This is a genomic window from Haloarcula marismortui ATCC 43049 (assembly GCF_000011085.1).
Classification (GTDB): domain Archaea; phylum Halobacteriota; class Halobacteria; order Halobacteriales; family Haloarculaceae; genus Haloarcula; species Haloarcula marismortui.
Window position 1 is genome coordinate 370,038 of sequence record NC_006396.1, and the last position, 23,499, is coordinate 393,536.

The window sequence follows — 23,499 nt, forward strand, 5'->3', positions numbered from 1 at the left end:
GCGCCGGGCGACGCGTTTTACATCCCGTGCCACACATGGGCGTGTATGAGCGACCCTGCGGACGTGTTCGACCTGGTTGGGCTGACCGAATACGAGGCGACGGCGCTGGAACAGTTGCTCTCGCTGGGCCGAACGACAGCCCCGAATCTCGCGGAAGCCAGCGGCATCCCCAAGGCCCGCGTCTACGGTGTGCTGGAGTCGCTGTCCGACCGCGGCTTCATCAAGCTGATACCCGGCCGCCCCAAGGAGTACCAGCCGAAATCTCCCAGCGACATCCTCGACCGGGCCGTCGAAAACCGGAAGCAGTCATACGAATCGTTCGCCGCGGACATGGACTCCTACCGCGACGCCTTCCTCGCCGAGTACGAGCCGCGGTTCGAACGCGCTAACGAGGACATCTCACCGACGGCCGAACTGTTCCATGTCGTCGACGTCGGCGAACCGAGCGAACGCGAGACCAGACGGCTGTACGACGACGCCGATGAAACGCTTCGGGTTATTACCAATAGCTTCGCCTACCTCGACAACGTCGAGCGCGCACTGGCGGAGACACTCGACCGCGGGGTCGAAGTTAACGTTCTCTTCTTGCACCCCGATGCACTCCCACCGGAGAAAGCTGCTGTTCAGGCTGACATCGTTGACCGCCTGACGGCGGAATATCCCGCCATCGACCTGCGGTTCAGCACAGAGAAGCTCCCCTGGCGCGGCACGCTCGTCGACCCAAGTATGGATTACGACAGCGGCGAGGCGATTCTGCTGGTCGAGGAGCCGGACGTTCCCAACCATATGCGCCAGGCCGCAATTACGGACAACGGGTCGTTCGTCGCTGGGATGAAACGCTACTTCGATCTAGTCTGGGAGTATGAGAGTGTCCAGCGGTCGAACTGAAATTACCCAACAATATCGTCGTACAGTGCGCTGTACTGCTGTGCGACGGTCCTGATCGTGTATTTTTTTTCAACTAAGTTCCGTCCTGTCTGTGCCAGCGCCTCCCGACGTGATTCGTCCGACAACAGCACCTCCAGACAGCCGGTGAGGCCGTCGACGTTGTCGACCTCATGATACAGCGTGGCGCCGTCGTACAGTTCTCTGAACGTCTCAATATTCGATAGCACCGTCGCGGTCTCCGCGGCCAGTGCCTCAGCGACAGCTGAGCAAAACCCCTCCCAGCGGGACGGCATTGCGAAGGCATCAACGGCCTTCGCCATAGCGTAGACGGCCCGGCGCTCGACCAGACCCGCAAAATAAACCCGCGATGTAATGCCAAGTGCCTCGGCAAGCGATTCAAGCCGTGGTCGTTCGGGTCCGTCGCCACAGATAACGAGTTCGACCGGTCGGTCGGTTCGCCTGTTCAGTTGGGCGACGGCCCGAATCAACGTGTCCTGTGCCTTTTGTTCATAAAGCATGGCCGCGTTGCCGACGAGGAAAGCGTTGTCTGAGGGGGTGATGTCATCTGGTAGCGCAGGTGCAGTCTCGTCGATTCGGTCCATATGGACTCCGTTTGGGATTCGTCGAACTCTTCGTTTGGGTAGTATCGCTCGCTCCCAGAGAGTGAATGACTGATAGACGCTGTCGGAGATACAGACTACACGACTGGCAAGCGGGTTGGTGACGCCATTGGCTATCCGACCCTTTCTGGTGAACCCGTCGCGGGTGTTCCCCTCGCGAGAGACGACCGGTACGTCGACGCGTCGCGCAATGACCTTCGCGAATGCCCCAGAGTGGTTGTGGTGGGCTTGGATAAGGTCGTACTCCGAAAGGATGTCGGTAGCACGGCGGTACGTCGCCGGATCGATACCGAGCGCTGAATCCGGCGCGTCAAGGGACCGAACGTCCAGTAGCTCCTCGCCAGCAAACGGTCCTGAATCGAACCAGGTCAGGATGTCGACGGTATGATCGGTGTGCCGTGTTACCGCCGTCGCAATCTCCGCCGGGATGCTCCCTTCCCCGACCGCATTCACGACGAAACAGATGTCCAACGAAACCACGATGGTCCATCTTCGCTGAGACCGGACAAAACGGTTGTGACCTCAGGCGTAGCCCAGATCTTCGAGGCGCTCCATCACTGGGTCCGAGACATCGATGTCGTCGGCATCCTCCAGATATTCGAGATCATCGACTAGTTCGTCCATCCGGTTACGGGGAGCTTCAAGCAAGGCTGTCCCGGATTCGACGAAACTCCCGTCGAAGTCCTCATACCCGTAATAGTTCTCGGCCGCAGCGATGCCATACAGCTCCCGGTCATACGTCGAGAACTCGTCGGCTTTCCCGGCGGCCTCTAGCTTTTGTTCACGCCACATGTTTAGACCAAGATACTCAGTCAGCTGCGGTTCGTGATCTACCGGTGACCGGAGGTCTCGGCCACGACCCTCGTACCTGTCGTCCTCAACGCCAACCATCCCCAGTATCGTTCGGTGAACATCAATCAGGCTGACAATCTCTTCACGTGTCTCCACATCGTCCATCCCCCATATTGACAGTGGAACATGGGTCAGCTCCTGATATAGGCCCAGCCCGTGGCCCCATATCCCGTTTTCACCGAGGTTCTCTCCGTGGTCGGCCAGTGTGATCACATAGTCAAACTCATCACGGAGTTCCGAAAATATAGCCTCGTACTTCTCGGAGAGATACCGTACCGAGTCGTCGTAGGCCTGTCTGATGGTTTCAGCGTATGTTTCGTCGATTGGTTCCTCTTGGACAGACTCGGCAAAGCCAGGCATCTCATCGAAATCCACTGTTTGGTACTCCTCGGGTGGCCTGTACGGTCCATGAGCTTCCATTAGATTCATAAAAAGGAAGGCATCGTCTGCGAAGTCTGTCCCTCGAACATATGAAAGCCCCTCCTGTGCTCCGGAGTCGGACACCGTATGGGTCCGGTATTTGATTTCTAGCCCGTGTTTAAGACTGGGGATTGTGTCACAGTCGCCCGAAAGACACGACCACAGCGCCTTCAAATAGCGCTTTGGGCCCTCATCGCGGTGTTCCCGAATGAACGCGTTCCACTCGAAGATGTTGTCGGTCGCATTGGCGTGTTTGGAGTTCCAAGAGCCGCTGTAGCTGTCGAATCCCCAGTCCCAGCCAAACTGCCGTGAAATCTGGACGTTCGCACTGAAGGCGTGGGTTTCCAGTCCCTCGCCCTGAAGTCGGCGGGCAAGCGGGGGACTGGGCGCGGTGAACTGGTGGGAATTGGCGTTTGTTCCCGTTTCACTCGGGTAAAGGCCAGTGAACAACGAGGCGTGTGATGGGACGGTGTAATGACTCGGTGCATAGGCGTTCTCGAAGTTGGTTCCCGGAAGCCACTGGAAGTGTTTGTCGAAGGCGTCTTTCCGGAGCGTATCCAGCACAATCAGGGCGACGCTGGTCATATCTAATCGGAATCACGTCGTCGGTATAAATCTCACTACGATAGGTTACATGTACCCGAGGTCTTCGAGTTGTGATGTCACTGTGTCGTTCCCCTTTATGCTGAGAGAATCGCTACTTGGGCCGCTGTGATCTCGGTGACGAAGTTCCGCCTCAATTGCTCCTCGAACATCGAGAACGCTATCTATCCCCTCAACGAGACGCGGTGACGTGCCTGCCACCATCGCCTCGTGGGTGTGGACACCGTTCTGAAGCCCATGATCGCTCACGAGGAGGAGCTCATCGTCCTCGCGTAAGTCGCTGGCCACCTCGCCGACAAAATCATCGAGTTCACTGTAGGCCTGCATCTGGAGGTTAGGCTGGTCGTAGGTAACGTGTCCGATAAGATCAAGTCCGCTCGTGTAAGCGAATATGAGGCTCTCTCGACCACCTCGGAGTGCTCTTCGTGCTCGGGCGATCCGAACCATCGACATCTCCAGACATTGTTCATAAAACGCTGCCGGGTCGGATGATGTATGGCCACCCTGAGCGCTTCCGTCACGTTCGAACAGGTCTCCGAGGCTCCGCCGAAGGCTGTGTTCTCGGTCCTCATTTTCGGGATCGACGACGTAATTCGGGATGCCAATGGTCGCCGCTTCACGCCCGTCGAATACCGTCGAGATCCCTTCTTTTTCGTAGTAGGTCGATGGAACACGAAACGCGTCTTCACCGGTATTGTTGAGCAGCCACGCACCAATGCTGGTTTGAATCCCGTCAGGCAGCAGGTAGCTCGCGGCCGCACTCCCGTACCGTAGCAAGGGATTCTCCCATGCGACACCGTCTTCCAGTTTGAGTCCGTGTTCTTTGGGAGCAAGCCCAGTGATAATCGTTGGCCACAGTTCGTGGGTACTCGGCTCCCCCTCAACACTGTTTATTGTCTCTATGGACTGATAGGTATCGAGCGTGAGGTTTGGATGGTTCGCAGGGTCTACCAACTCCGGGTCCAGCGCGTCGATACCAAGAACGACCAGCACCATGATTGTCTCAACTCGGCTACGTGCCCATTTAACACTTTATTTACTCTGGCTATTCAGCATACCCCAAGGCCTCCAAGCGGTCTTTGACCGTCCCGTTGTCTACCGACTCAGGCTGAGAGGGTCCAAACTCGACCCATGGGACAGCCGTCAATGGTCTGATTCCCACCTTGCAAGGGTGTTCGTACATTGTGGCCTCTGTGAGTCGTCCAAACACTTCACCGTGGTCGGCAGTGACAACGACACTGTGACCGTCTGCGACCCACGACTCGATGGCTGGAAGCAACGTCCGCCAGATGCTCCGAACTGATGCGCGGTAGGCATTGTAGGCTCTTTCAACATCGATCTTTCCGCGGGCCATCGCAACTTGCATTCCGGCTATCTCCTCGTCACCATCCGTCCACGGACCGAGGTCGGGGTATGCGAGTTCCCAATTATCTTCGATCCGGGCGACGTAGGGCCAGTGAGGTTGCTGGAGGTGCGCGATGACAGGTGGTCCGTCCCCGCTGACGTGTTCGGTAACTCTATCGAGAACTGGTTCAGGCAGCACGGTCTGGCGGCGCTCATCCCAGTGGCTCTGCCAGAAGTGTTCGAGTGAGTCAGCCTCAAATTCGAACTTTTTGTACTGCGGATTGGCAGTCAAAACTGTCTTGTCAGCAAACAGGTTCCGATCTCTAGCAGCTGCGAGCCAGTCTGGGGTACAGCTGGCTGGTGTGGTGACTTCTTGGACAGGCCAATCGACGGCGTCCCGACAGGTGTCAAGCCGACAGGCGTCAAGAATGATCAAGATGTCCCAGTCGTCCTCAGCGATTCGCTGGTGCTGATCAGCGCCGACCGTCGAGGTGGCATGCTGGAGCAACCATTTCCTGAGCCGGTATGAAAGCTGCTCGCTCGCGCTGGTTTCTGCCGTCGGGCTCTCTGGCATATATTCGGCTCTCTCACAATGCGTGATAAATCGTCCTTCTCCGGCTGGAACCGGAATATAAATTACCGGAGGAGAAATCAACAAATAGTACACTACATGTCGACGCCGAATATCGTCTGGATAACTCTCGACAGCCTCCGATCAGATCACACGACAATCGGGGGATACGAGCGCGACACGACCCCGGAGATGGCCGACATAGCTGATTCTGGCCACGGGTTCGATACGTGCATCGCCCACGGTAAATCCACACTACCCTCCACTGGCGCAATCTTAACTGGCTACGCTCCGACCCACACGAATATCGGCATCGAAGGGAACGCAGTTCCAGACGGTATTACTACAGTCGCGGAGCGCTTCCGCGACGCTGGCTACCGGACGGCCTGCCTGTCCCGCAACTCGTATGTTAGCTCTGCGACCAATCTTGACCGCGGCTTCGATCGGTTTCAGTGGCTCGCATCATCAACGATTCACCGGGCCGGTGCAAAGACCCTCGCCTCGTACCTCTGGAACATCCGGAGCCACTCAGCCGGGCTGACGACAGACACGGCGAAACACGCGTCGCCACTGCTGATGAACGGCGTCGCGAAGCGATGGCTGGGCGACTTCGAATCCGAGTCTGAGCCGTTCTTTTTCTATCTTCATTACAACGAACCCCACCGGCCCTACTACCCGCCGGGGAAATACCTCGATACATTCACCGACGATCTAGAGATGTCCGGGCGCGAGGCCGCCAAACGTGCGCTCGAGATCCACTACAGCCTCGATGAAATCGTCGCAAACGGCTGCGACCTGACCGATGAAGAGTGGGCCGCGCTGCGTGCGATGTATGACGCGGAGATCGCATACACAGACGAGATGGTTGGGCGGCTCGTCTCTCATTTGCGCTCGCTCGATCTCGGCGACACTGTCGTCGTGGTGACTGGGGACCACGGCGAACTGTTCGGCGAATGGGGATTGCTCTCGCACAGCTACGTCCTGAACGATGCCGTTACCCGCGTCCCGCTCGTCATTAACGGACTTGACGAGTCGCTAACCGTTGACGATAGCGACATCATCCAGCACAGCGACGTGATGCGGACGCTGCTCGAAGTCGCCGGCGTGGACGGGTCGGATACCATCGGAGTCGACCTCCGTGAGGAGGGCCGTGAATTCGCCGTCTCTCAGCGGGGCCCGAACACGTACGAGGAACTGCTCACACACAACCCTGACTTCGACTACTCGGCGTTCCACACCGGAACGCTGAACGCGCTCCGGACAGAGGAGTGGCGCTATCAGGAGAGTGGAGAGGGTGCGGAACTGTTCGATCTAGCCGATCAAGAGACAGACGTTCGCGAGGCGTACCCTGAGGTTGCCGAGTCGCTACAGTCCGACCTGACCGATTGGGTTGAGGCGAACGGCCAGCCGGTGTCTGAGGGCCAGCAGGAAGAGTTCTCCGGCACGGTCCAGCGCCAGCTCCGAGACCTGGGCTACATGGAATGAGGCTCGGTAAGACCGCCCTCTCACATTTCGTCTCGCAGGTGGTCGTTTCGCTGGCTGGCTTCGCTGCAACATGGCTCATCGCTGTCGTTCTGGGTGCAGACGGTCTTGGGCGGTATTCTGTTATCGTCTCGCTGGGCTTCTTTTGGCTGGTGATTCCGGGTAACGCTGTTGCGAACGCGATGAAAAAGCGGATTAGCGAGGGTGACAGCCCTGCCGGTTTCATCGGCGGCGGTATCCTGCTCAACGCGGTTACGACTGCCGTACTCGGCGTCCTCATCTTGGCGGCCGGCGAACTCCTTGGTGGGATTGTCTCCCGTAACCGCGAGCTCATGCGGGTCCTCATCGATTACGACGTGGAGATCGTGGTGATGTTGGCCGCGGCAGTAGCATACCGGACGACACAGGGAAGCTTGCAGGGACAAAAACGAGTTGCCACGACGGGTTGGCTCAAGGCCGGCGAGCGCGTGATGCGAACCGCTCTACAGGTCGGGGCGCTTCTGGCGGCGATGGGCGTTGCCGGTATCGCGCTGGGCCACGCCTCATCCCTAGCCATTGCTGCTGGGGTCGCTTTCCTGCTGAGCGAACGGCGGCCGGCGCTGCCCACCGTCGACCAGCTCCGGAGCCTCGTCGACTACGCCAAGTACGCGTGGATGGGAGCGCTTCGAGGCCGGGTCTTCGGCTGGCTCGACACCATCTTTCTCTCGTTTTTTGTCAGTGCATCTCTCATCGGTATCTACGAGGCGGCGTGGGGCATCGCATCGATGCTCGCGATCGCGAGTTCTTCCATCAGCCAGACGCTTTTTCCCGAGGTCAGCGACCTGAGTACGGCGGACGGCTACGACCGTATTGTTCACTACCTCGACGAGGCACTGGCGTTCAGCAGTATCCTCGTCATTCCGGGACTCGTCGGCGCGGCCGTCATCGGCGACCGGGTCCTTCGGTTCTACCGCCCGGAGTTTGACCAAGGTGCGACAGTATTACTCATCCTCATTGCGGCCTATCTTGCCGACGCGTTCGCCTCCCAGTTCACAAACGTCATCAACGGGGTCGACAGGCCTGACGCAGCATTCCGTGTCAACATGGTTTTTATTGTCTCTAACGCGATCTTGAATGCAGTTCTCATCTGGCAACTCAGCTGGACAGGTGCGGCCATCGCCACCGCGCTGTCGTCACTACTTCGGGCGCTGATCGGGTACTGGGTGCTCGGGAACATCGTCGGATCCATCCACATTCCGTACCGGACACTCGGCACCCAGGTCGCCGCTGCCACGGTGATGGCCGCTGCAGTCTCCCCTGTCGCCATGCTGATGCCTCCGGGTCGGTTGGGGACGCTGCTGCTCGCTGGCTTCGGCGGGGTCGTCTACGCTGTCGTCCTAGTAATCATTTCGGCGCGGGTCCGTGCGAAGGCCCGATTGGTTATGCCGGAAACGACACTATAGCAATCCTTAATTGTGCCACTGGCGGACGCAGTAGCATGAACAACGTCCTCCTCGTTACTATCGATTCGCTACGAGCGGACCACGTGGGGTACCACGGATACGAGCGAAATACTACACCACAGATTGACACTTACGCGGAAGAAAGCAGTACGTTTCTGAACGCCTTCTCTCATGTCGGTGGCACCCGCTTTTCATTTCCCGGCATCCTCTCGGGCGTGACGCCGATGATGTACGGCGGTCACGAACGGATTTCCGAGGAACAGACACTCATCTCGGAGGTATTCAACGACGCCGGCTACCGCACCGGCGGGTTTCACTCGAATCTCTACGTCTCTGGGAAGTTCGGCTACGACCGGGGGTGGGACGAGTTCTACGACTCGGCGCCCGATGAGTCGGCGACCTCGAAGCTCCGCAAGTGGGCCAAGACGAACCTCGACGGCACACTGCTCTCCCTCCTGCGGCGGGGCTACGACTTCCTTGAGTCTTCACAGGGTATCAATGTCGGGTCCTATCACGTCCCGGCCGACGAAATCACAGACCGAGCGATCCAGTTCATCGAGGAGAGCGACGATGAGACGCCGACGTTCGTCTGGGCACACTACATGGACGTCCATCATCCGTTCCTCCCACCCGAGGAATACCAGCGGAAGTTCCGGGATGAGCCAGTGTCCGACGACGAATCGATCCAACTTCGTCGCAAGTATATCGAGGAGCCCGAGGCAGTGACTCCGGAAGAGCACCAGACGTTCATCGACCTCTACGATGCGGAGATACGGTTCAACGACGCGGAGGTCGGTCGTCTCATGGACGCCGTCAAGTCAACGTGGGGAGACGACTACGTGATGGCGCTGACCGCGGACCACGGCGACCACTTCCTCGAACACGGTTACTTCGGCGGCGCCCGCCTCCTTGATGTGAAAAACCACGTCCCGCTCTTGATTAACGGCTGGGACGATACGGGAAGCTACGACGAGCTAGTCGGGCTGACCGACCTGCCCTGCACGCTCGTCGACACCGCTGGGCTCGATATTCCGAACAACTGGTTTGGACAGAGCCTCCGGCGACTCGCCTTCGACGGAGAGTGGGACCGCAACGAGATTCTGGGCGGCTACCGCGATAGCGACGGTTACGAACACCTCCGCATACGAGAGCCCGAGTGGAAGCTCATTGCCCACGAGGACGACGAGGATGACGAGCTATACGACCTGACAGCGGATCCTGAAGAGCAGGTGAACGTCATCGAGGAGCATCCATCTCGGGAACGGCGGCTGCGCAAACAGCTCGATGACCACCGGCAACTCGTTCGAGCAACGGAGGCTGACGATGTCGAGCGCCCGGATATGGATGAGGATGTCAAGGAACGGCTCCGACGGCTGGGTTACGACGAGTAGCCGGCGACGGAACGAAGAATACCGCGGTATCGCTCACAGGCCGCGTCGAAACTGTACTCGCGTTCGATCAGGGTGCGTCCGTTCTCGCTGATTGCTGCCAGATCGTTCCTGTCGAGAATCCGCTCGATACCCGCCGCCAGTGCCGTGGATTCGCGCGAATCGATGGTGAAACCGGTCTCCTCGTCCCTGACCACGTCCGGGACACCTGAGACCGGACTGGCATATACCGGCGTTCCGCAAGCCAGCGCCTCCAGAATAGTCGTCGGGAGCCCTTCGGTCGGCTGGGAGGGCAGTATCAGGAGTTCGAGGTCATTCAGGGCGTGTGGGACCTTATCGTGGTCTACCCAGCCGGTCAGTTCCACGTGACCGGCCTCGATATCTGCGGCGAGGTCTTCTTCCAGCCACTCTCGGAGGTCGCCGTCCCCAACGAACCGGAAGGTGATGTCGTCGGGGAGTTGTGTGGCAACTGCAGCCAGTTCCCGGACACCTTTTTCTTCGTCGAGCCGTCCGAGGAACCCGACGACGCGGTCGCGGTCAGCGTAGGGTCGCTGGACGCAGAATTCGTTCGTCCGGACGTAGCGCGCCCCTGTCGGATATACGCTCGGAGATTCCGGATGCAGGTCCAGTTGGCGAGCCATCTCGGGCGTGTAGGTGATGACGCCGTGTGCCACGGCGAAGCCGGCTCGTTCGAGTGCACGGACGGCCCCAGCGAGGACAGCCGCCACCTGGTCAGGCAACTGCTGTTCCCAGTTCAACCGGAGCGTCAGCGGCACGTCGCCGCGGGGTTCGACGAGGACGGTCTTCCCCAGCAACCGAGTCACGACAATGGGTAGTAAGTACGACGTTGCGCCGAAAAACAGGACCACGTCCTCGTCCCGGCCAGCGATGACGCGACACATCCGGAGCTGGTTCAGCAGAAACCGGAACGCGGCGATGACAACGGAGTCACCCGCACCTTTCTGCGTGAGTTCGACGAGTTCGTGCCGGTCGCGGATCTCGGAATCAGCTGGCAGATCAGCTGTCACGAGCGCAACCGATGTGATCGCAGAGAGGATATCCAGCAGGCTCCGCGTGGCGTTCTCGCCGGCCGCGGCAAGCGGATGCGTGACGACACAGACGTTCGGCAGGTCCGCTTCCTGTGTTTCCGTTTCATGCTCTTGATGACGTGTTGGTTCCGTCATCTGTTACCCCCAGACAGTCATGCCGTACAAGTAGCCAAAGCCAACGAAGGCGGTGAGGGCAAACAGGAACACGAACTGTAACACGCCGGCCACAGAGGGAGCGCGGACGAGGCCCCAGATCCTTTCGGGGGCAAACCGGAACAGGAGGTCGCTGAGGAAATCGGACTCCTCGCCGGTCGATTCCGGGACAAACACCTCCATACCGCGCTTCGAGTACCCCTGCCAGAACGCCCGGTCTAACAGCCAGCCGGGATCAGTCCGATAGTCGAATATCTTGTGCGCGACAAGGGCCTCCGGGGTGTAGTACACCCCTTCGTCGTATTCAGTTCGTAGGCGCGCACAGAGTTCCGTCTCGCCGCCCTGCAGGTTCTTTTCACCCTGTCGACCGCCGATGTCATCGTCGAAGCCGCCTAGTTCGAGAAACACGTCCCGGTCGAAGGAGATGTTTGAGCCGAAGGTGTTGCGAACGACGCCGGGTTCGTCGGGGTCGCCGTTCGGTCCGAACCCGCGGTGGGTGACACCGATGAGCCAGTAGAACTCCGCGGGGAGAAAGCTGGGTTTGCCGGCGACCCACGCCGGCGTCATTCGGCCGCCGACCGCGAGCGCGTCCTGCTGTTCGTAGGCATCGACTAGCGCCGCGACCCACTCCTCGTCAGCGATCGCGTCGTCGTCGATGAACGCGACAACGTCTCCGGTAGCGACCTCGGCCCCGTTGTTCCGGCTCTCTAGCAGTCCGACGTTTGCATCGTTACAGTGCGTCAGGACATCGTCTCGGTTGCCGAAGTCAGATTGGTACTGCTTGTACACGTCCCGATTCCCATCTGAGACCAGTACGAGTTCCACGTCGTCGTAGGTCTGGGCTAAGACGCTCTCGGCCGCCGCTCGACAGTCGTCATATCGCTCCATCGTGTGCGTACAGAGCACGACCGAGACTCGCATGGTCGGTGGTGTGCCACCGGTGCTGTTAGGCGTTTCCATCCTGCGCTCGCATAGAGGTCAAAAGGCTTATGCGCGCCTTGGCAGTTTTTCCGTGCAATGAGTCAATCACGGGGCTATCTTGACGACAACCCCGAACTCGAGTCCGCCCTGGAGTGGGCCGAGCGCTGGTACCACGTTCCGGTCCTCCTGGTACTGCTCGGGTTCATGCTGTGGAATCGCGTACGGAGTTGGGAGAACTTCATTGTTGACGGCGAGGTACTCTTCAGCGGAAACGACGCCTGGTATCACTACCGGTCGACCCAGTACGTCGTTAACAACTGGCCCGCGACGATGCCGTTTGATCCCTGGACGTATTTCCCATACGGAACCAGCACGGGGCAGTTCGGAACGCTGCTCGATCAGATCGTCGCGACAGTTGCCCTGATTATCGGTCTGGGTTCGCCCAGTGAGCAGACTGTTGCGATGACACTCCTGTTTGCTCCAGCCGTGCTCGGGACGCTCGTTGCGGTTCCGACGTACCTTGTCGGACGGCGACTCGGCGGCCGCCTCGGCGGCGTAACTGCGGTTACTGTGATGGCATTCTCGACGGGGGGGCTCCTACAGCGGAGCCGCGTCGGGTTCTCTGACCACCACGTCGCTGAAGCGCTCTTCCAGATTCTCGGTGTCCTCGGTGTCATGGTGGCTGTCAGCGTCGCCGCGCGGGACAAGCCGATCTATGAGCAGTTTATCGAACGAGATATAGACGCACTCCGGGATACCATCAGTTGGTCCATGCTGGCCGGTGTGGCAATTGCGATGTATCTCTGGGTCTGGCCGCCGGGTGTGCTCCTTCTCGGGATACTCGGTGTCTTCTTCCTGCTCCGACTGTGTCTTGAGTACGTTCACGACAGTAGCCCGGAACACACGGCCATCGCGGGCGCAATCACGATGGTGACTGCCGCTGTGGTGAGTGCATCGAGGATCAACGTTCTGGAAATTACAGCAACCGCTCAGTCGCTGCTACAGCCGGGGTTGGCGTTGGCCGTTGGCTTCGGTTGTGTGTTCATGGCGTGGCTAGCTCGATTCATGGAGCAGCGAGAGTACGGCCAGTACGTGTATCCGGCGACCGTGTTCGGAATCCTCGCGTTCGGGGCCGTTCTGATGGCAGTATTGACCCCTGACCTGTGGAGCTTCTTCACAAACAACGTGATGCGGATAATCGGACTCACAACCAGCGAAACGGCCAACACCGTCGGCGAAGCCTCGCCACTGCGGAACGCTGGCGTCTTGTTTGACCGGCACGGGTTCGCTGTCATCGTGGCGGGAATCGGCGGCCTCCTCCTGCTCGGAAAACAGTTCCTCTCCGACGACGCGCCTGCGGAAGAGATGCTCGTCGTAGTCTGGGCGGTATTCATTCTGCTGGCCACGTTCACCCAGCGACGGTTCGCCTACTATCTCGTCGCACCGATTGCAGTGCTATCGGGAATGGTTGTCGGCCGATTCATCCGCTGGTTCGATTTCAGTGCCGACGATGGTATCGAGTACTATCAGGTCATGACAATTCTCACGGTACTTCTCGTCATCGTCGTCCCGCTGTTTGCGTTCGGCACGACGCCGGTTGAAGCCGGTTCGACCGGTCCCGGGCCGAGTATTCAGGGCTGGGACGAGAGCCTGCAGTGGATGGAAGGCAACACACCTGCAGAGGGAGCCTACGGCTCCGGCGGTGACGCGACACTCGAGCACTACGGCACCTATGAGCGACAAGAAGACTTCGACTACCAAGAGGGACAGTATGGTGTTCTGTCGTGGTGGGACTACGGGCACTGGATTACCACCAGAGCAGAGCGCGTGCCGAACGCGAACCCGTTCCAGCAGGGAACTGAGACAGTCGCCCCGTTCCTCGTCGCACAGAATGAAACGCAGGCGAACAACATCCTTGACAGTACAGATGAGGATGACGCGAAGACGCGGTACATCGCCGTCGACTGGAAGATGGCTGAAACCAACGGCAACCTCAATGGCAAGTTCTTCGCGCCAGCGACCTTCGCTGATGGCGTGGAGCCGGGTGACTACTACAGCCGAATGTACATCCAGTCGCAGGACGGTGCCAGACAGATAACGTTCCAGCAACAGGCCTACTACGAGACGATGACCGCTCGGCTGTACCGGTTCCACGGCAGCGCCGCAGAGCCACAACCAATTGTCGTTGACTGGGAGAACAAGCAGACAGGCCAGGGGGCCCAGTACCGCGGTGCGCCGACCAACGAGCAGGAACCAGAGGGCCAGCGACAGGGACAGATCGTCCGCCAGTTCGAGAGCATGGAACAGGCCCGTCAGTACGTCGAAGAAGACGCGACCGCACAGATCGGTGGGTTCGGCGACAACCCATCTGAACGGGTTTCAGCAATGGAGCACTACCGCCTAGTCGGTTCCAGTGAGACTGAGGCGTTCCCGAACAACCCGCGGTATCAGTCCTCCGCCTGGGCAAAGATATTCGAGCGCGTCCCAGGGGCAACAATTGAAGGGACCGGACCGGCGAACGCGACAGTCCGGGCCGCCGTCCAGATGCGCAACCCGGCCACGAACAAGACGTTCGTCTACCGCCAGCGGACCCAGACAGATCAGAACGGGAACTTCGAGATGACCGTTCCCTACTCGACTACTGGGTACGACGACTGGGGTACTGACGAAGGCTACACGAACGTGAGCGTCCGTGCCGAGACTCAGTACCAGTTCACCGCAATCGGGGCCAACAACGGCAACCGAACCGGCTTTACCGGCGCGACCGAGGTCACTGAAGGACAGGTCATCGGCGAGGACGACGACGCCGCAACCGTCGAACTGGAACCGGTAACGATTCAGCAGGGCAATGGCACCAGCGGTGAATCTCGCACGCCAATGACTGAAGACGCAGCTGAAGCGGGCGCATAGCGGAGTCCCAGCGGTCGGTCGCTGGCCGACCGCCTGTTTGATCTACCTGAGATTTTTGCAGGGTTCCGTCAGCGGAGTACGTTCTAACGGTGACAGCCCTGTCAGTCAAAAAGGCGATAGCAGCGGAACGGTCACTCGGCCAGCGGATTGAACGTGCCGTTGATGTCCCACTCGTGGAGACAGTGTGGGTCGCCGGATTGTTTGGTTCCACTGTCGGTGACGATACGCCAACTGTGTTGGTCCGGGTCCCACTCATCGACCCGCCCACACCGCTCACACTCGCGTTTGCGTGGGGTGACAATTTCAGCCATATCTGGTGCAAGCGCGTGGGTGATTATCAGGCTGCCGGTCCCTGACCGGTCCGACCGGAACGATTCACAGCCGACGACGTGAGAGTGCTGTACCGACGCTGACGCCGGTAGTGCAACCGCTGGCGTGTTCAAAAGTCCGGGAGGTCGTCCGCGTCAACCTCTTCGGCTTCCCAGTCGAGGTACTCATCGGCCAGCACCTCGCAGACGACCTGTCCGAACTCGGTCAGTCCGGCGTTGATACCTGAAACAGTGCCCCAGGAGTCGATGTCCGGATGAATCTCCCGCTCGCGCCAGTCCTCGGGTAAGCCCGGAGCGTGGTAGCCGACGCGGCCCGCAAAGGAGTCCCAGAAGAAATCGAACTCTTCGATGAGCCCCAGATCCGTGACAATCTTCCACTGGTCGGCATCGAGCGACGCGTCCGTGGCCCATTCCTCGAAGGCGTCCGCCCACGCGCCGTCGTCCAGGGCCTCGGCGAGCTCCTCGCGCCGGTATTCGTCGCCCTGTACCTCCGCGTCATCGTACTCGTCGGCAGCGACGCCGGTGGACAGCTCCGGCCGCTCCGGCGTCTCAACATCGAGTGTCATAATCGTGGTACGTGGCGGAGCCGAATAAAGCTCATACTGTTGGCTGTGCCTCCGTGACAATATGCGCCACTCCGCGGTGACAAATATTTCACGGGACTACAGCCAGCAGTATCAGCGGTTCGCTTCCCCGTCAAGGGCGCGCTGTCGCAGTCGTTCACCGCGCTCAGTCTCGGTCGTCACGTCGGGAACGGGAACGGGGTTCCTGTCCTCGTCGACTGCGACGTACACCGAGTACGACTCTGCCGTCGACTCAGTCTCACCAGTTCTGAGGTTCTCTCGGGCAACTTGGAGCCGGACTTTGACACTCGTTTCGCCAGTGTCGTAGACAAACGCCTCAATGAGGGCCGTATCACCGACAGGTATCGGCCGCTTGAAATTCACCTGGTCCATCCGCGCGGTAACGCAGGTTTCGCCGGCAAAGCGCATCGCCGACATCGCCCCGAGTTCGTCCATCCACTTCAGTACGTTTCCACCGTGGGTCGAGCCCAGGTGGTTCGAATGGTTGGGCTGGACCATCCAGCGGTTCTCGATATAGGTTTCCAGTACCGTTGGCATGGCGCGAGGTTGGCCAGCACCGGGGTTGAGTCTGTCGAACGGAGTTCGAAAAGGTGACTATGCCGAAACGTACTGCGCTTCCCACTCCTTTCGGGCGTCGAGTTCGCGCTGGCCACGCTTGGTCAGCGTGTAAAAGTTCGTTCGGCGGTCGCGTTCGCCCTTCTCGATGAGTGCCTTCTCAACGAGCGTGTCAAGGTTCGGATACAGTCGGCCGTGGTTGACCTCGCTCTCGTAGTAGTTTTCGAGCTCTTCCTTGATTGCTAACCCGTGGGGCTCGTCAAGGCCTGCAATGACGTACAGCAGGTCCCGCTGGAATCCAGTCAGGTCATACATCGTATATCCGATACAGTTTGACCCCGTACATATCAGTCTTTTGAATCAGTAAATCTATTGTGTATTTACAAATCCCGCCCCCGTCCAGTAGTTACCACGGCATCTGTGGCTGTATTAACACAAGAGTGGGTAATAGCTTCGGCACGTATCGAGAACATACAACGCCGCGGACATGATTTTGGTCGCCGTTTCTCGGCGGTCACCCGGACCCGACAAGGGTAAAGGAAACGAATGTGTAACGCGGGTGATGACCGAACACGCGGAGTCGGCGGCAGACGAGTTCCCGGAACCGTCAGGGGCGGGACGCGTCGATGTCGTCGGAACCGCTCACGTTTCCGAGCACAGCGTCACGGAAGTGGAATCAGCGATTGAAGAATCCGAACCCGATATCGTCGCCGTCGAACTCGACGAGGGCCGGTATCGCCAGATCAAGGGCGAAACACCTGATGACCTCGATGCGAGCGACCTCCTGCGCGGGAACACCGTCTTTCAGTTCCTCGCGTACTGGATGCTGTCGTACATCCAGACCCGGCTGGGCGACCGGTTCGACATCGAGCCGGGTGCGGATATGAAAGCGGGCATCGACACCGCCGAACGGCTCGGCCTCGGCGTTGCACTCGTCGACCGGGACATCCAGACGACCGTCCAGCGGTTCTGGGCGCGGCTGACGGCCGTTGAGAAGCTCAAACTTGTCGGCAGTCTCGCAGCCGAGATGGGGCCGCCGTTGACCGTCGGACTGACCATCGGTGCTGTCTTCGGCGGGCTGTTTGCAGTGGTCGCCGGAGCCTTCGGTGGTCCGTTTATTGTCCCGAGTGGAGCTCTTTCAGTTTTGCCGGGGGGTCTCGGCGGAACGGTTGAGGGCCTGCTCGATACGCTGTTGCTCATCTGTGTAGCCGCGGCCGGTATCGGAATCCCCATCGCCGCACTGCTGGTCCGGTTCCGCGGCGAGGCCGACGTGGAGGAGTTCGACATGGAGAAACTGACCGACACTGATGTCGTTAGCGCGATGATGGAGGAGTTCCGTCAGTTCTCCCCCGGCGGCGCGGAGGCACTCATTGACGAACGTGACGCGTTCATTGCTCACCGACTTATCGCCCTCCGTGAGGCCGGCTATCACGTCCTTGCCGTCGTCGGCGCGGGCCACCGCGAGGGGATTCAGGGCTATCTCGACAACCCGGAGACGCTCCCACCGATGGAGTCGCTCACCGGAACCGAGGGCGGGCGTCGCGTTTCGCTGTACAAACTCGTCGGCTACGGCTTTGGCGTCGTCTTTCTCGTCTTCTTCGGCCTGCTCATCCTCGGTGGCGCGAGTCAGGCCGTCCTACTGCAGCTGTTCGTCGCCTTAGTCGCCGTTAACGCCGTGCTAGCCGGCGGGCTAGCGAAGGTGGCCGGTGCACACTGGTCGAGTGCGGCCGCCGCCGGCGCGTTCGGCTGGCTGACGAGCCTGTTTCCGTTGCTCGCGGCCGGCTGGTTCGCGGGCTACGTCGAACTACGGTATATCTCCGTCAATATCAGCGATATCGCGACGCTCAATGAGATACTCAACGACCAGGAATCACCGGTGATGGACCTCGTCAGCCGGATGCGTGCGGTGCCGTTGTTCCGCCTGATCCTCGTCGTCGCGCTGACGAACGTCGGCAGCGCAATCGCCTCCTACGTCGTGTTCCCGGTGCTGATTCCGTACATCTCCTCGGACATCGGCGGGATGCAAGGTGTCTCGCGCTTGCTCTGGCAGGGTGTCCGCGAAGGGACCCAGATACTCGTGGGGGTGCTCTGATGGCGGGTCGACGACGGCGACCCACCACGGACCGAACTATCGGTGGCCTCAGCTTCAGCCAGCGCGAACTCCGGGACCTCCTCGTCGCCTGGCTCGCGCTCGGACTGGCGTTTACCTTCTTCCTCGAACGGGAGTTCCGCCGCATCGTCTTCGGCCAGTTCGGCGGCCTCTCGGGTGCCGAAATCGCCAGCACGTTCGCGGTCAGCCTGCTGACGGTCGGCGTCGGCTTCCTGCTACACGAACTGGCTCACAAGGTTGTCGCCGTCCGCTTCGGTCAGATTGCCGCATTCAAGGCCGATTACCGGATGCTCGGATTTGCAGTTCTGGGCGGCCTCGTCGGCTTCCTGTTTGCCGCGCCGGGGGCGGTCGTCCACCGTGGCCGACTCACAGCGAAGCAACACGGCCTCATCGCCGTCGCTGGGCCGGTAACGAACCTCGCACTCGCTGTTGTGTTTCTCGTTCCGTTCTTTCTCACCGCATCTATGGGCATCGGAGGATTTCTCCGGGAACTCACAGAGATGGGCCTGCAGATCAATCTCCTGCTCGCCGGCTTCAATATGCTGCCCTTTGGCCCGCTCGACGGTCGAACGGTTCGAGAGTGGAGCACGCCGGTGTTTCTTGCCGTTGCGGTGCCGTCGATTCTGCTCGGGGTCGGCGCGCTGTTCGTCCTCTGAGCAGTCGGAGCGCTCCGGCGGAACGACGCTCTTTTGCCCCCGCCACGCACGCTCTCGGGTATGACCGACAGTGAGTCCGAGGCCGACGACGCCGACAGCGAGGAGGGACTGACCTACGCAGAAACCGGTGTGGACATCGACGCCAGCGAGGCGGCCACGAAGGCGCTCATCGGCGCGGCCGGCGAGTTCAAGGGCGACTACGCGGGACTGGTAGACATCGGCGACCAGTACCTCGCGCTCGCGACGGACGGCGTCGGAACGAAGCTCCTCGTCGCCGAGGCCGTCGACGACTACTCGACTATCGGCATCGACTGCATCGCGATGAACGCCAACGACCTCATCGCGACTGGTGTCGAGCCGGTCGCCTTCGTCGATTACCTCGCAGTCGAAACGCCCGACGAGAAGACGAGCGAGGACATCGGCGCAGGGCTCCGGACAGGGGCCGAGCGAGCCGACGTGGCGCTCGTGGGTGGCGAAACCGCCGTGATGCCGGATGTCATCAAGGGGCTGGACATCGCCGGGACCTGCGCCGGACTGGCACCGAAAGACGCCGTCTTCCCCGGTGAGGCCGAGGCCGGTGACGCTATCGTCGGCTGGCCGTCCTCAGGCATCCACTCCAACGGACTCACGCTCGCTCGTGAGGCGGTCACGCAGGACCACGAGTACACCGACCCGTTCCCGCCGAACCCTGACACGACCATCGCCGAGGCACTGTTGACGCCAACGCGGATCTACAGCGAGGTGCTTGCGCCGCTTCGGGCCAGCGAGACCCACGCAGCCGCGCACGTCACCGGCGGCGGCTGGACAAATCTCACGCGGATGGGGAGCTATCGGTACGAGATTACCGACCCCTTCGAGGCCCAGCCCGTCTTCGAGTTCGTTCAGGCGGAAGGCGAGGTCTCTGACGAGGAGATGCACCGGACGTTCAATATGGGGACCGGGTTCGTCGCTGCGGTCCCCGAGGCCGACGCTGCGGAGATTGTCGCCGACAGCGAGGACGCTCGCGTGATCGGGGAAGTGGCTGACGGAGACGAGGCGGTTGCGATTCGCAACCTCGAACTCACCGAGTAACCGATTTGGGGCGCTGACAGAAGCCGATCAGGCGGACAGGATGTCTTTGCCGGCGGTTTCCTCCGCAATCCGAATCTGGAGTGCCTGTCGGATGTGGTATCTGGCCGCTTCACTTTCGGCGGTTTCGAGGGCCTTTTCGAGTTCGGTATACAGTGGGTCGCTGGGATTGGCCATATGCGTACGTCTCTCGTTAGTGAGAATAGACATATACCCCTGACACTGTTTTCGGTATTAAGTCCCTCCTACGGGGAGTACGGACCCACTATCCCTATTTGCGTTTGTGAGAATTGGAGTTAGCTGACCGTACGCGCGAGGTCCGCTTCGGTTATGACACCGATAGTTTCCCCACCTTCGACAACCATCACAGCGGCATTGTGGTTCAAGTAAGCGTCGACTTCGTCGATAGGAGCGTCGGGCTCAACGGTTGCGATAGATTCGTTCATTACTTCAGCCACGGGGAGGTCGCCGACGTTTTCCTCGGGGCGCTGTCGGATGTCGGAGTTCCCGATGAGTCCCTGCGGTGCCCCGTCACGGATGACGGGGACTTGCGAGTACCCTTTCTCGTCCATCAGGTCCTTCGTCTGGTGGACGGAATCGTCGGGTGCGACGCCAACAACGGGAGAGTTCATCAGGTCGCGGGCCTTGATGATACCGCCTTCGGCCTCTTCGAGGGCGGTCACGATCCGACGGAGTGTCGACAGCCGCGGGTCCACGTCGCCACCTTCGATACGAGCGATAAGGGGCTGAGAGACGTCAGCCCGTTCCGCCAGTTCGCTCTGAGTTAGCCCGAGTTCGTTGCGGCGCTCCCGCAGATCCTGTGGCGTCGGTAAGTCCATATCCGCTAATTACCAGAGGTAATATAAAAAGCCCACGGCTACTGCGGCGGGCGAATCAAGTGGAGCGCGACTATGCTTCGGCTTCGGCTTCGTCCTCGTCGGCTTCGGTCTCGAACACCTCAACGACTTTCAGCGGGACGTCCCGAAGTGCGCCGCCGATTTCGCTTTTGGCGATCCGCTGTGCGTGTTCGGGGGATTCGGCGTTGAACACATCCATCTCAAGTACCAGTCCGACGAGCGCCGTGTCGGCCGCGATGAACGCCGAGTCGAACGGTTCGCCACAGGCCGGACAGCCGGTCGCACCGACTTCGACCTCAACGTAGTCCATCTCGGCTTCGTTGAGTCGCTTCCCCGCTTCGCTCACTGCTACACCGATAGCGTCGTCGATGTCGTCTACGTCACGAACCAGCCAGGCTGCTTCCATCGCCACGAGGTAGTTCATACACGAACTCTCGTGGTCCGACTATTCGATAGTTTTGATTCGCCGCTGTTGCGCACGTCACCATTACCATCTCTATAACTTATGCGAACCAGCTATCTGACTCATACTCCCATTATGTCTAATCGGGAGATCAGTCGAGTAACAGTCCTGTCTTTCATGCATCTCAGCAAACCGCAAGACAGCGGCCCATTAGTTCATCATAATCAATACTGCGCAACTGAAATTCGGCAACAAAGCTTATATACTAGACTCACTCTGGAACGACCGAGGAAGATGGTAGCTCGACTGTACTCCGCAACGCTGTTCGCACTGTACCAACTCACCCTGCTGCTGGGCATCATGCTGCTGCCGGTGGCAATGCTCACAGAGCAGTTCGGACTCCGGCTGCCGATGGACCGGGCCGTGTCGGGACTCAACGAGGCCTACGACCAGGCGAGCGCGTAAGACGAAGCAGCCGACTGAAGACCTGCCCGCAGTGGATGCCGTCAGGTCTATCAGGAAAAGAGGTTTTATCAGCACCCGACTAGTATCCCACAGTAATGCGAGATATGACTCCGGGGCCGGACCTTTCTGGACCCCAGGCTGCCGACGAGTTCCAGAGTGACCCGTACGCGCCCGAAGTCGGCGAGCTCCCTGAACAGTCCGCACAGGATTCGGAGAAGGTCAACAAGACCGGGACGACCACCATCGGCATCAGTACGTCCGACGGCGTCGTCATCGCGACGGACATGCGTGCCTCACTTGGCGGTCGCTTCGTCTCGAATAAGAACGTTCAAAAGGTCGAGGAGATTCACCCCACGGCGGCGCTAACCCTCGTCGGAAGCGTCGGCGGCGCACAGTCATTCATCCGGACGCTTCGTGCGGAGGTCAACCTCTATGAAGCTCGGCGCGGCGAGGACATCAGTATGAAAGCCCTCTCGACGCTGGCCGGCAACTTCGCTCGCGGCGGTCCCTTCTTTGCGATCAACCCCATCCTCGGCGGCGTCGACGACGACGGCCACCACGTCTACTCCATCGACCCGGCTGGCGGGGTCATGAAAGACGACTACACTGTCACCGGCTCCGGGCTCACCGTCGCGTACGGGACCCTCGAAGACCGCTACGAGGAAGACATGACCAACGAGGAGGCAAAAGAGGTCGCTGCTGCCTCCATCAAGGCCGCCGCCGAGCGTGACACCGGCTCCGGTAACGGCATCTACCTCGCCGATGTCACTGCCGACGGCGTCGATATCAACGGCTACGACTTCGACGAACTGCTGTAGCGGCACGCGACATAATTGTTGCAGTCAAGTCTCGTCTCCGACCCTGTTTTCACTGCCGAAGTCTGCGATATTTTAGCAGTTCGACCAGAGAGTCTGAACGGCAGGCGGACGCACCGTCGTGTGACCTGAGTGGAACTGTGGAAGCGCGTGAAATAACCATTAATCGACAAGTATAGGTAGGTGGTCTTAATAATGTTTCCAAATGACACTTTCCGATGTAGCTGTTCACCTTGCATCTCAGGCTGGAGTTAAACCGCTTCTCGGTACCCTCTACAGCCGGTATCGCAACTTCTCCTATCGGATTGCTGGTGAGACGTACGCAGTTACGGTCGGCGATGTCAGCACAGAGTTTCTGATACCGACCTACAACGAATTTACCGACCTCTGGAAGATAGATGAACGGCCGGTACTCGCCGATCTACTGGGGGAACTTCGGCCCGACGACGTGTTCTACGATATTGGAGCTAATATCGGCCTGTATGCCTGTCTGGCATCACAGGTGACCGACAGTCCGGTGATCGCATTCGAACCACACCCTGACAACGCCGAGCGGTTGCGACAGAATATGCAACACAACCGGACCGATATCTCGCTATTCGAACACGCACTGGTCGATGAAAACGGTGAGGCAGAACTCTCCATTACGCTCGAAAAAGTCGGTTCAGCCGGGCATTCACTGGTGACGACAGCCAACACGCACGAGACAATCACAATTAGCAAGCGACACGGCGACGAGTTCATCGCCGACAACCAACTGCCGACACCAACCGCAATTAAAATCGATGTCGAAGGAACGGAGGGCGCTGTTCTCAATGGTCTCTCGACGACGCTTGACCAGCCCTCGTGCCGACTCGTCTACTGTGAAGTCCACGGAAACCGACTCGAAGCCAATGGCCACTCCGTCGCTGGCATCCGGAGCCAACTGGAGGGCCATGGTTTTGCTGTGGCCGAACGGGTCATCCGTGACGGCAAGGGCGACACATTCCTCATCGGGAAGAAGTGAGGGCCGAA

24 protein-coding genes are annotated in these 23,499 nt (G+C 59.8%); 11 read left to right on the plus strand and 13 right to left on the minus strand.

The window, feature by feature from the left end; genetic code table 11:
* Positions 1–45: 45 nt before the first annotated feature.
* Positions 46–888, plus strand: a complete 843-nt coding sequence (locus RR_RS05880; protein WP_011223014.1) for a TrmB family transcriptional regulator — start codon at positions 46–48, stop codon at positions 886–888.
* Positions 889–890: 2 nt separating this feature from the next.
* Here the strand turns inward: RR_RS05880 and RR_RS05885 are convergent, their stop codons facing one another.
* The 4 genes from RR_RS05885 to RR_RS05900 are packed head-to-tail and all read right to left on the minus strand — an operon-like array spanning position 891 to position 5,301.
* The gene (locus tag RR_RS05885; protein WP_232508550.1) at positions 891–1,988 is read right to left on the minus strand and encodes a glycosyltransferase family 4 protein; all 1,098 of its coding nucleotides are present in this window, start codon (positions 1,986–1,988) and stop codon (positions 891–893) included.
* A 42-nt stretch (positions 1,989–2,030) separates the two neighbouring features.
* Positions 2,031–3,365, minus strand: a complete 1,335-nt coding sequence (locus RR_RS05890; protein WP_011223016.1) for a sulfatase-like hydrolase/transferase — start codon at positions 3,363–3,365, stop codon at positions 2,031–2,033.
* Between the two features lie 45 nt (positions 3,366–3,410).
* The gene (locus RR_RS05895) at positions 3,411–4,379 is read right to left on the minus strand and encodes an alkaline phosphatase family protein (RefSeq protein ID WP_011223017.1); all 969 of its coding nucleotides are present in this window, start codon (positions 4,377–4,379) and stop codon (positions 3,411–3,413) included.
* 49 nt (positions 4,380–4,428) lie between these two features.
* Positions 4,429–5,301, minus strand: a complete 873-nt coding sequence (locus tag RR_RS05900) for a hypothetical protein (RefSeq protein WP_011223018.1) — start codon at positions 5,299–5,301, stop codon at positions 4,429–4,431.
* 96 nt (positions 5,302–5,397) lie between these two features.
* Here RR_RS05900 and RR_RS05905 point away from each other — a divergent pair, with 96 nt between their 5' ends.
* Genes RR_RS05905 through RR_RS05915 form a run of 3 tightly spaced genes read left to right on the plus strand, consistent with a single transcriptional unit; the run spans position 5,398 to position 9,613 of the window.
* Entirely contained in the window at positions 5,398–6,783 is a 1,386-nt protein-coding gene (locus RR_RS05905; protein ID WP_049938763.1) for a sulfatase, read from the plus strand.
* A complete protein-coding gene (locus tag RR_RS05910) occupies positions 6,780–8,222 on the plus strand; it encodes a lipopolysaccharide biosynthesis protein (protein ID WP_011223020.1) in 1,443 nt (480 codons plus the stop codon). The genes RR_RS05905 and RR_RS05910 overlap by 4 nt, the downstream gene beginning before the upstream one ends.
* A 35-nt stretch (positions 8,223–8,257) precedes the next feature.
* Positions 8,258–9,613: a sulfatase gene (locus tag RR_RS05915; RefSeq protein ID WP_011223021.1), complete on the plus strand. Its 1,356-nt coding sequence runs from the start codon at positions 8,258–8,260 to the stop codon at positions 9,611–9,613.
* Here RR_RS05915 and RR_RS05920 read toward each other — a convergent pair.
* Positions 9,601–10,794, minus strand: coding sequence for a glycosyltransferase family 4 protein (locus tag RR_RS05920; protein WP_004962237.1), 1,194 nt, complete (start codon positions 10,792–10,794; stop codon positions 9,601–9,603). The genes RR_RS05915 and RR_RS05920 overlap by 13 nt on opposite strands.
* 3 nt (positions 10,795–10,797) lie before the next feature.
* Positions 10,798–11,733, minus strand: a complete 936-nt coding sequence (aglG, locus tag RR_RS05925) for a glucosyl-dolichyl phosphate glucuronosyltransferase (protein WP_004962239.1) — start codon at positions 11,731–11,733, stop codon at positions 10,798–10,800.
* 96 nt (positions 11,734–11,829) lie between these two features.
* Here aglG and RR_RS05930 point away from each other — a divergent pair, with 96 nt between their 5' ends.
* On the plus strand, positions 11,830–14,643 hold the full coding sequence (locus tag RR_RS05930; RefSeq protein ID WP_011223023.1) for an oligosaccharyl transferase, archaeosortase A system-associated: 2,814 nt from the start codon (positions 11,830–11,832) through the stop codon (positions 14,641–14,643).
* 131 nt (positions 14,644–14,774) lie between these two features.
* Here the strand turns inward: RR_RS05930 and RR_RS05935 are convergent, their stop codons facing one another.
* The 4 genes from RR_RS05935 to RR_RS05950 all read right to left on the minus strand — a co-directional run bounded on the left by RR_RS05935 (position 14,775) and on the right by RR_RS05950 (position 16,426).
* The gene (locus RR_RS05935) at positions 14,775–14,954 is read right to left on the minus strand and encodes an HEWD family protein (RefSeq protein WP_007189933.1); all 180 of its coding nucleotides are present in this window, start codon (positions 14,952–14,954) and stop codon (positions 14,775–14,777) included.
* A gap of 128 nt (positions 14,955–15,082) precedes the next feature.
* Positions 15,083–15,538, minus strand: coding sequence for a hypothetical protein (locus RR_RS05940; RefSeq protein WP_004962246.1), 456 nt, complete (start codon positions 15,536–15,538; stop codon positions 15,083–15,085).
* Between the two features lie 111 nt (positions 15,539–15,649).
* Positions 15,650–16,093, minus strand: coding sequence for an acyl-CoA thioesterase (locus RR_RS05945; RefSeq protein WP_011223024.1), 444 nt, complete (start codon positions 16,091–16,093; stop codon positions 15,650–15,652).
* Between the two features lie 57 nt (positions 16,094–16,150).
* Complete coding sequence (locus RR_RS05950) at positions 16,151–16,426, minus strand: PadR family transcriptional regulator (RefSeq protein WP_004515723.1); 276 nt, start codon at positions 16,424–16,426, stop codon at positions 16,151–16,153.
* Between the two features lie 247 nt (positions 16,427–16,673).
* On the opposite strand from RR_RS05950, the gene RR_RS05955 reads away from it, so the two are divergent.
* The 3 genes from RR_RS05955 to purM are packed head-to-tail and all read left to right on the plus strand — an operon-like array spanning position 16,674 to position 19,948.
* Positions 16,674–18,203: a TraB/GumN family protein gene (locus RR_RS05955; protein ID WP_004962251.1), complete on the plus strand. Its 1,530-nt coding sequence runs from the start codon at positions 16,674–16,676 to the stop codon at positions 18,201–18,203.
* Positions 18,203–18,877: a Zn-dependent protease gene (locus RR_RS05960; RefSeq protein WP_011223026.1), complete on the plus strand. Its 675-nt coding sequence runs from the start codon at positions 18,203–18,205 to the stop codon at positions 18,875–18,877. The genes RR_RS05955 and RR_RS05960 overlap by 1 nt, the downstream gene beginning before the upstream one ends.
* Positions 18,878–18,937: 60 nt before the next feature.
* A complete protein-coding gene (purM, locus tag RR_RS05965) occupies positions 18,938–19,948 on the plus strand; it encodes a phosphoribosylformylglycinamidine cyclo-ligase (RefSeq protein WP_011223027.1) in 1,011 nt (336 codons plus the stop codon).
* A 27-nt stretch (positions 19,949–19,975) separates the two neighbouring features.
* On the opposite strand, the gene RR_RS05970 is transcribed toward purM, so the two are convergent.
* The 3 genes from RR_RS05970 to RR_RS05980 all read right to left on the minus strand — a co-directional run bounded on the left by RR_RS05970 (position 19,976) and on the right by RR_RS05980 (position 21,226).
* Positions 19,976–20,155, minus strand: a complete 180-nt coding sequence (locus tag RR_RS05970) for a hypothetical protein (RefSeq protein ID WP_011223028.1) — start codon at positions 20,153–20,155, stop codon at positions 19,976–19,978.
* Positions 20,156–20,241: 86 nt separating this feature from the next.
* A complete protein-coding gene (locus RR_RS05975) occupies positions 20,242–20,784 on the minus strand; it encodes a CBS domain-containing protein (RefSeq protein ID WP_004962262.1) in 543 nt (180 codons plus the stop codon).
* Positions 20,785–20,854: 70 nt separating this feature from the next.
* Positions 20,855–21,226, minus strand: coding sequence for a DUF555 domain-containing protein (locus tag RR_RS05980; RefSeq protein ID WP_004515717.1), 372 nt, complete (start codon positions 21,224–21,226; stop codon positions 20,855–20,857).
* A gap of 273 nt (positions 21,227–21,499) precedes the next feature.
* Here RR_RS05980 and RR_RS22300 point away from each other — a divergent pair, with 273 nt between their 5' ends.
* From RR_RS22300 to RR_RS05990, 3 genes are all read left to right on the plus strand, one after another.
* Positions 21,500–21,670 carry a hypothetical protein gene (locus tag RR_RS22300; RefSeq protein ID WP_004962266.1) on the plus strand — a complete coding sequence of 57 codons (171 nt, stop codon included), beginning with the start codon at positions 21,500–21,502 and terminating at the stop codon, positions 21,668–21,670.
* Between the two features lie 95 nt (positions 21,671–21,765).
* Positions 21,766–22,488 carry an archaeal proteasome endopeptidase complex subunit beta gene (psmB, locus tag RR_RS05985; RefSeq protein WP_004962269.1) on the plus strand — a complete coding sequence of 241 codons (723 nt, stop codon included), beginning with the start codon at positions 21,766–21,768 and terminating at the stop codon, positions 22,486–22,488.
* Between the two features lie 202 nt (positions 22,489–22,690).
* Positions 22,691–23,491 carry an FkbM family methyltransferase gene (locus RR_RS05990; protein ID WP_011223029.1) on the plus strand — a complete coding sequence of 267 codons (801 nt, stop codon included), beginning with the start codon at positions 22,691–22,693 and terminating at the stop codon, positions 23,489–23,491.
* Positions 23,492–23,499: the final 8 nt, after the last annotated feature.

What these genes read in the sequence shown, in the direction of transcription:
- RR_RS05950 (WP_004515723.1), bottom strand. Translation starts at nt 16,426, where the DNA reads ATGTATGACCTGACTGGATTCCAGCGGGACCTGCTGTACGTCATTGCA.
- RR_RS05890 (WP_011223016.1), bottom strand. Translation starts at nt 3,365, where the DNA reads ATGACCAGCGTCGCCCTGATTGTGCTGGATACGCTCCGGAAAGACGCC.
- aglG (WP_004962239.1), bottom strand. Translation starts at nt 11,733, where the DNA reads ATGCGAGTCTCGGTCGTGCTCTGTACGCACACGATGGAGCGATATGAC.
- RR_RS05900 (WP_011223018.1), bottom strand. Translation starts at nt 5,301, where the DNA reads ATGCCAGAGAGCCCGACGGCAGAAACCAGCGCGAGCGAGCAGCTTTCA.
- RR_RS22300 (WP_004962266.1), top strand. Translation starts at nt 21,500, where the DNA reads ATGGTAGCTCGACTGTACTCCGCAACGCTGTTCGCACTGTACCAACTC.
- RR_RS05975 (WP_004962262.1), bottom strand. Translation starts at nt 20,784, where the DNA reads ATGGACTTACCGACGCCACAGGATCTGCGGGAGCGCCGCAACGAACTC.
- RR_RS05960 (WP_011223026.1), top strand. Translation starts at nt 18,203, where the DNA reads ATGGCGGGTCGACGACGGCGACCCACCACGGACCGAACTATCGGTGGC.
- RR_RS05935 (WP_007189933.1), bottom strand. Translation starts at nt 14,954, where the DNA reads ATGGCTGAAATTGTCACCCCACGCAAACGCGAGTGTGAGCGGTGTGGG.
- RR_RS05880 (WP_011223014.1), top strand. Translation starts at nt 46, where the DNA reads ATGAGCGACCCTGCGGACGTGTTCGACCTGGTTGGGCTGACCGAATAC.
- RR_RS05915 (WP_011223021.1), top strand. Translation starts at nt 8,258, where the DNA reads ATGAACAACGTCCTCCTCGTTACTATCGATTCGCTACGAGCGGACCAC.
- RR_RS05905 (WP_049938763.1), top strand. Translation starts at nt 5,398, where the DNA reads ATGTCGACGCCGAATATCGTCTGGATAACTCTCGACAGCCTCCGATCA.
- psmB (WP_004962269.1), top strand. Translation starts at nt 21,766, where the DNA reads ATGCGAGATATGACTCCGGGGCCGGACCTTTCTGGACCCCAGGCTGCC.
- RR_RS05940 (WP_004962246.1), bottom strand. Translation starts at nt 15,538, where the DNA reads ATGACACTCGATGTTGAGACGCCGGAGCGGCCGGAGCTGTCCACCGGC.
- purM (WP_011223027.1), top strand. Translation starts at nt 18,938, where the DNA reads ATGACCGACAGTGAGTCCGAGGCCGACGACGCCGACAGCGAGGAGGGA.
- RR_RS05895 (WP_011223017.1), bottom strand. Translation starts at nt 4,379, where the DNA reads ATGGTGCTGGTCGTTCTTGGTATCGACGCGCTGGACCCGGAGTTGGTA.
- RR_RS05970 (WP_011223028.1), bottom strand. Translation starts at nt 20,155, where the DNA reads ATGTCTATTCTCACTAACGAGAGACGTACGCATATGGCCAATCCCAGC.
- RR_RS05990 (WP_011223029.1), top strand. Translation starts at nt 22,691, where the DNA reads ATGACACTTTCCGATGTAGCTGTTCACCTTGCATCTCAGGCTGGAGTT.
- RR_RS05980 (WP_004515717.1), bottom strand. Translation starts at nt 21,226, where the DNA reads ATGAACTACCTCGTGGCGATGGAAGCAGCCTGGCTGGTTCGTGACGTA.
- RR_RS05955 (WP_004962251.1), top strand. Translation starts at nt 16,674, where the DNA reads ATGACCGAACACGCGGAGTCGGCGGCAGACGAGTTCCCGGAACCGTCA.
- RR_RS05910 (WP_011223020.1), top strand. Translation starts at nt 6,780, where the DNA reads ATGAGGCTCGGTAAGACCGCCCTCTCACATTTCGTCTCGCAGGTGGTC.
- RR_RS05930 (WP_011223023.1), top strand. Translation starts at nt 11,830, where the DNA reads ATGAGTCAATCACGGGGCTATCTTGACGACAACCCCGAACTCGAGTCC.
- RR_RS05920 (WP_004962237.1), bottom strand. Translation starts at nt 10,794, where the DNA reads ATGACGGAACCAACACGTCATCAAGAGCATGAAACGGAAACACAGGAA.
- RR_RS05945 (WP_011223024.1), bottom strand. Translation starts at nt 16,093, where the DNA reads ATGCCAACGGTACTGGAAACCTATATCGAGAACCGCTGGATGGTCCAG.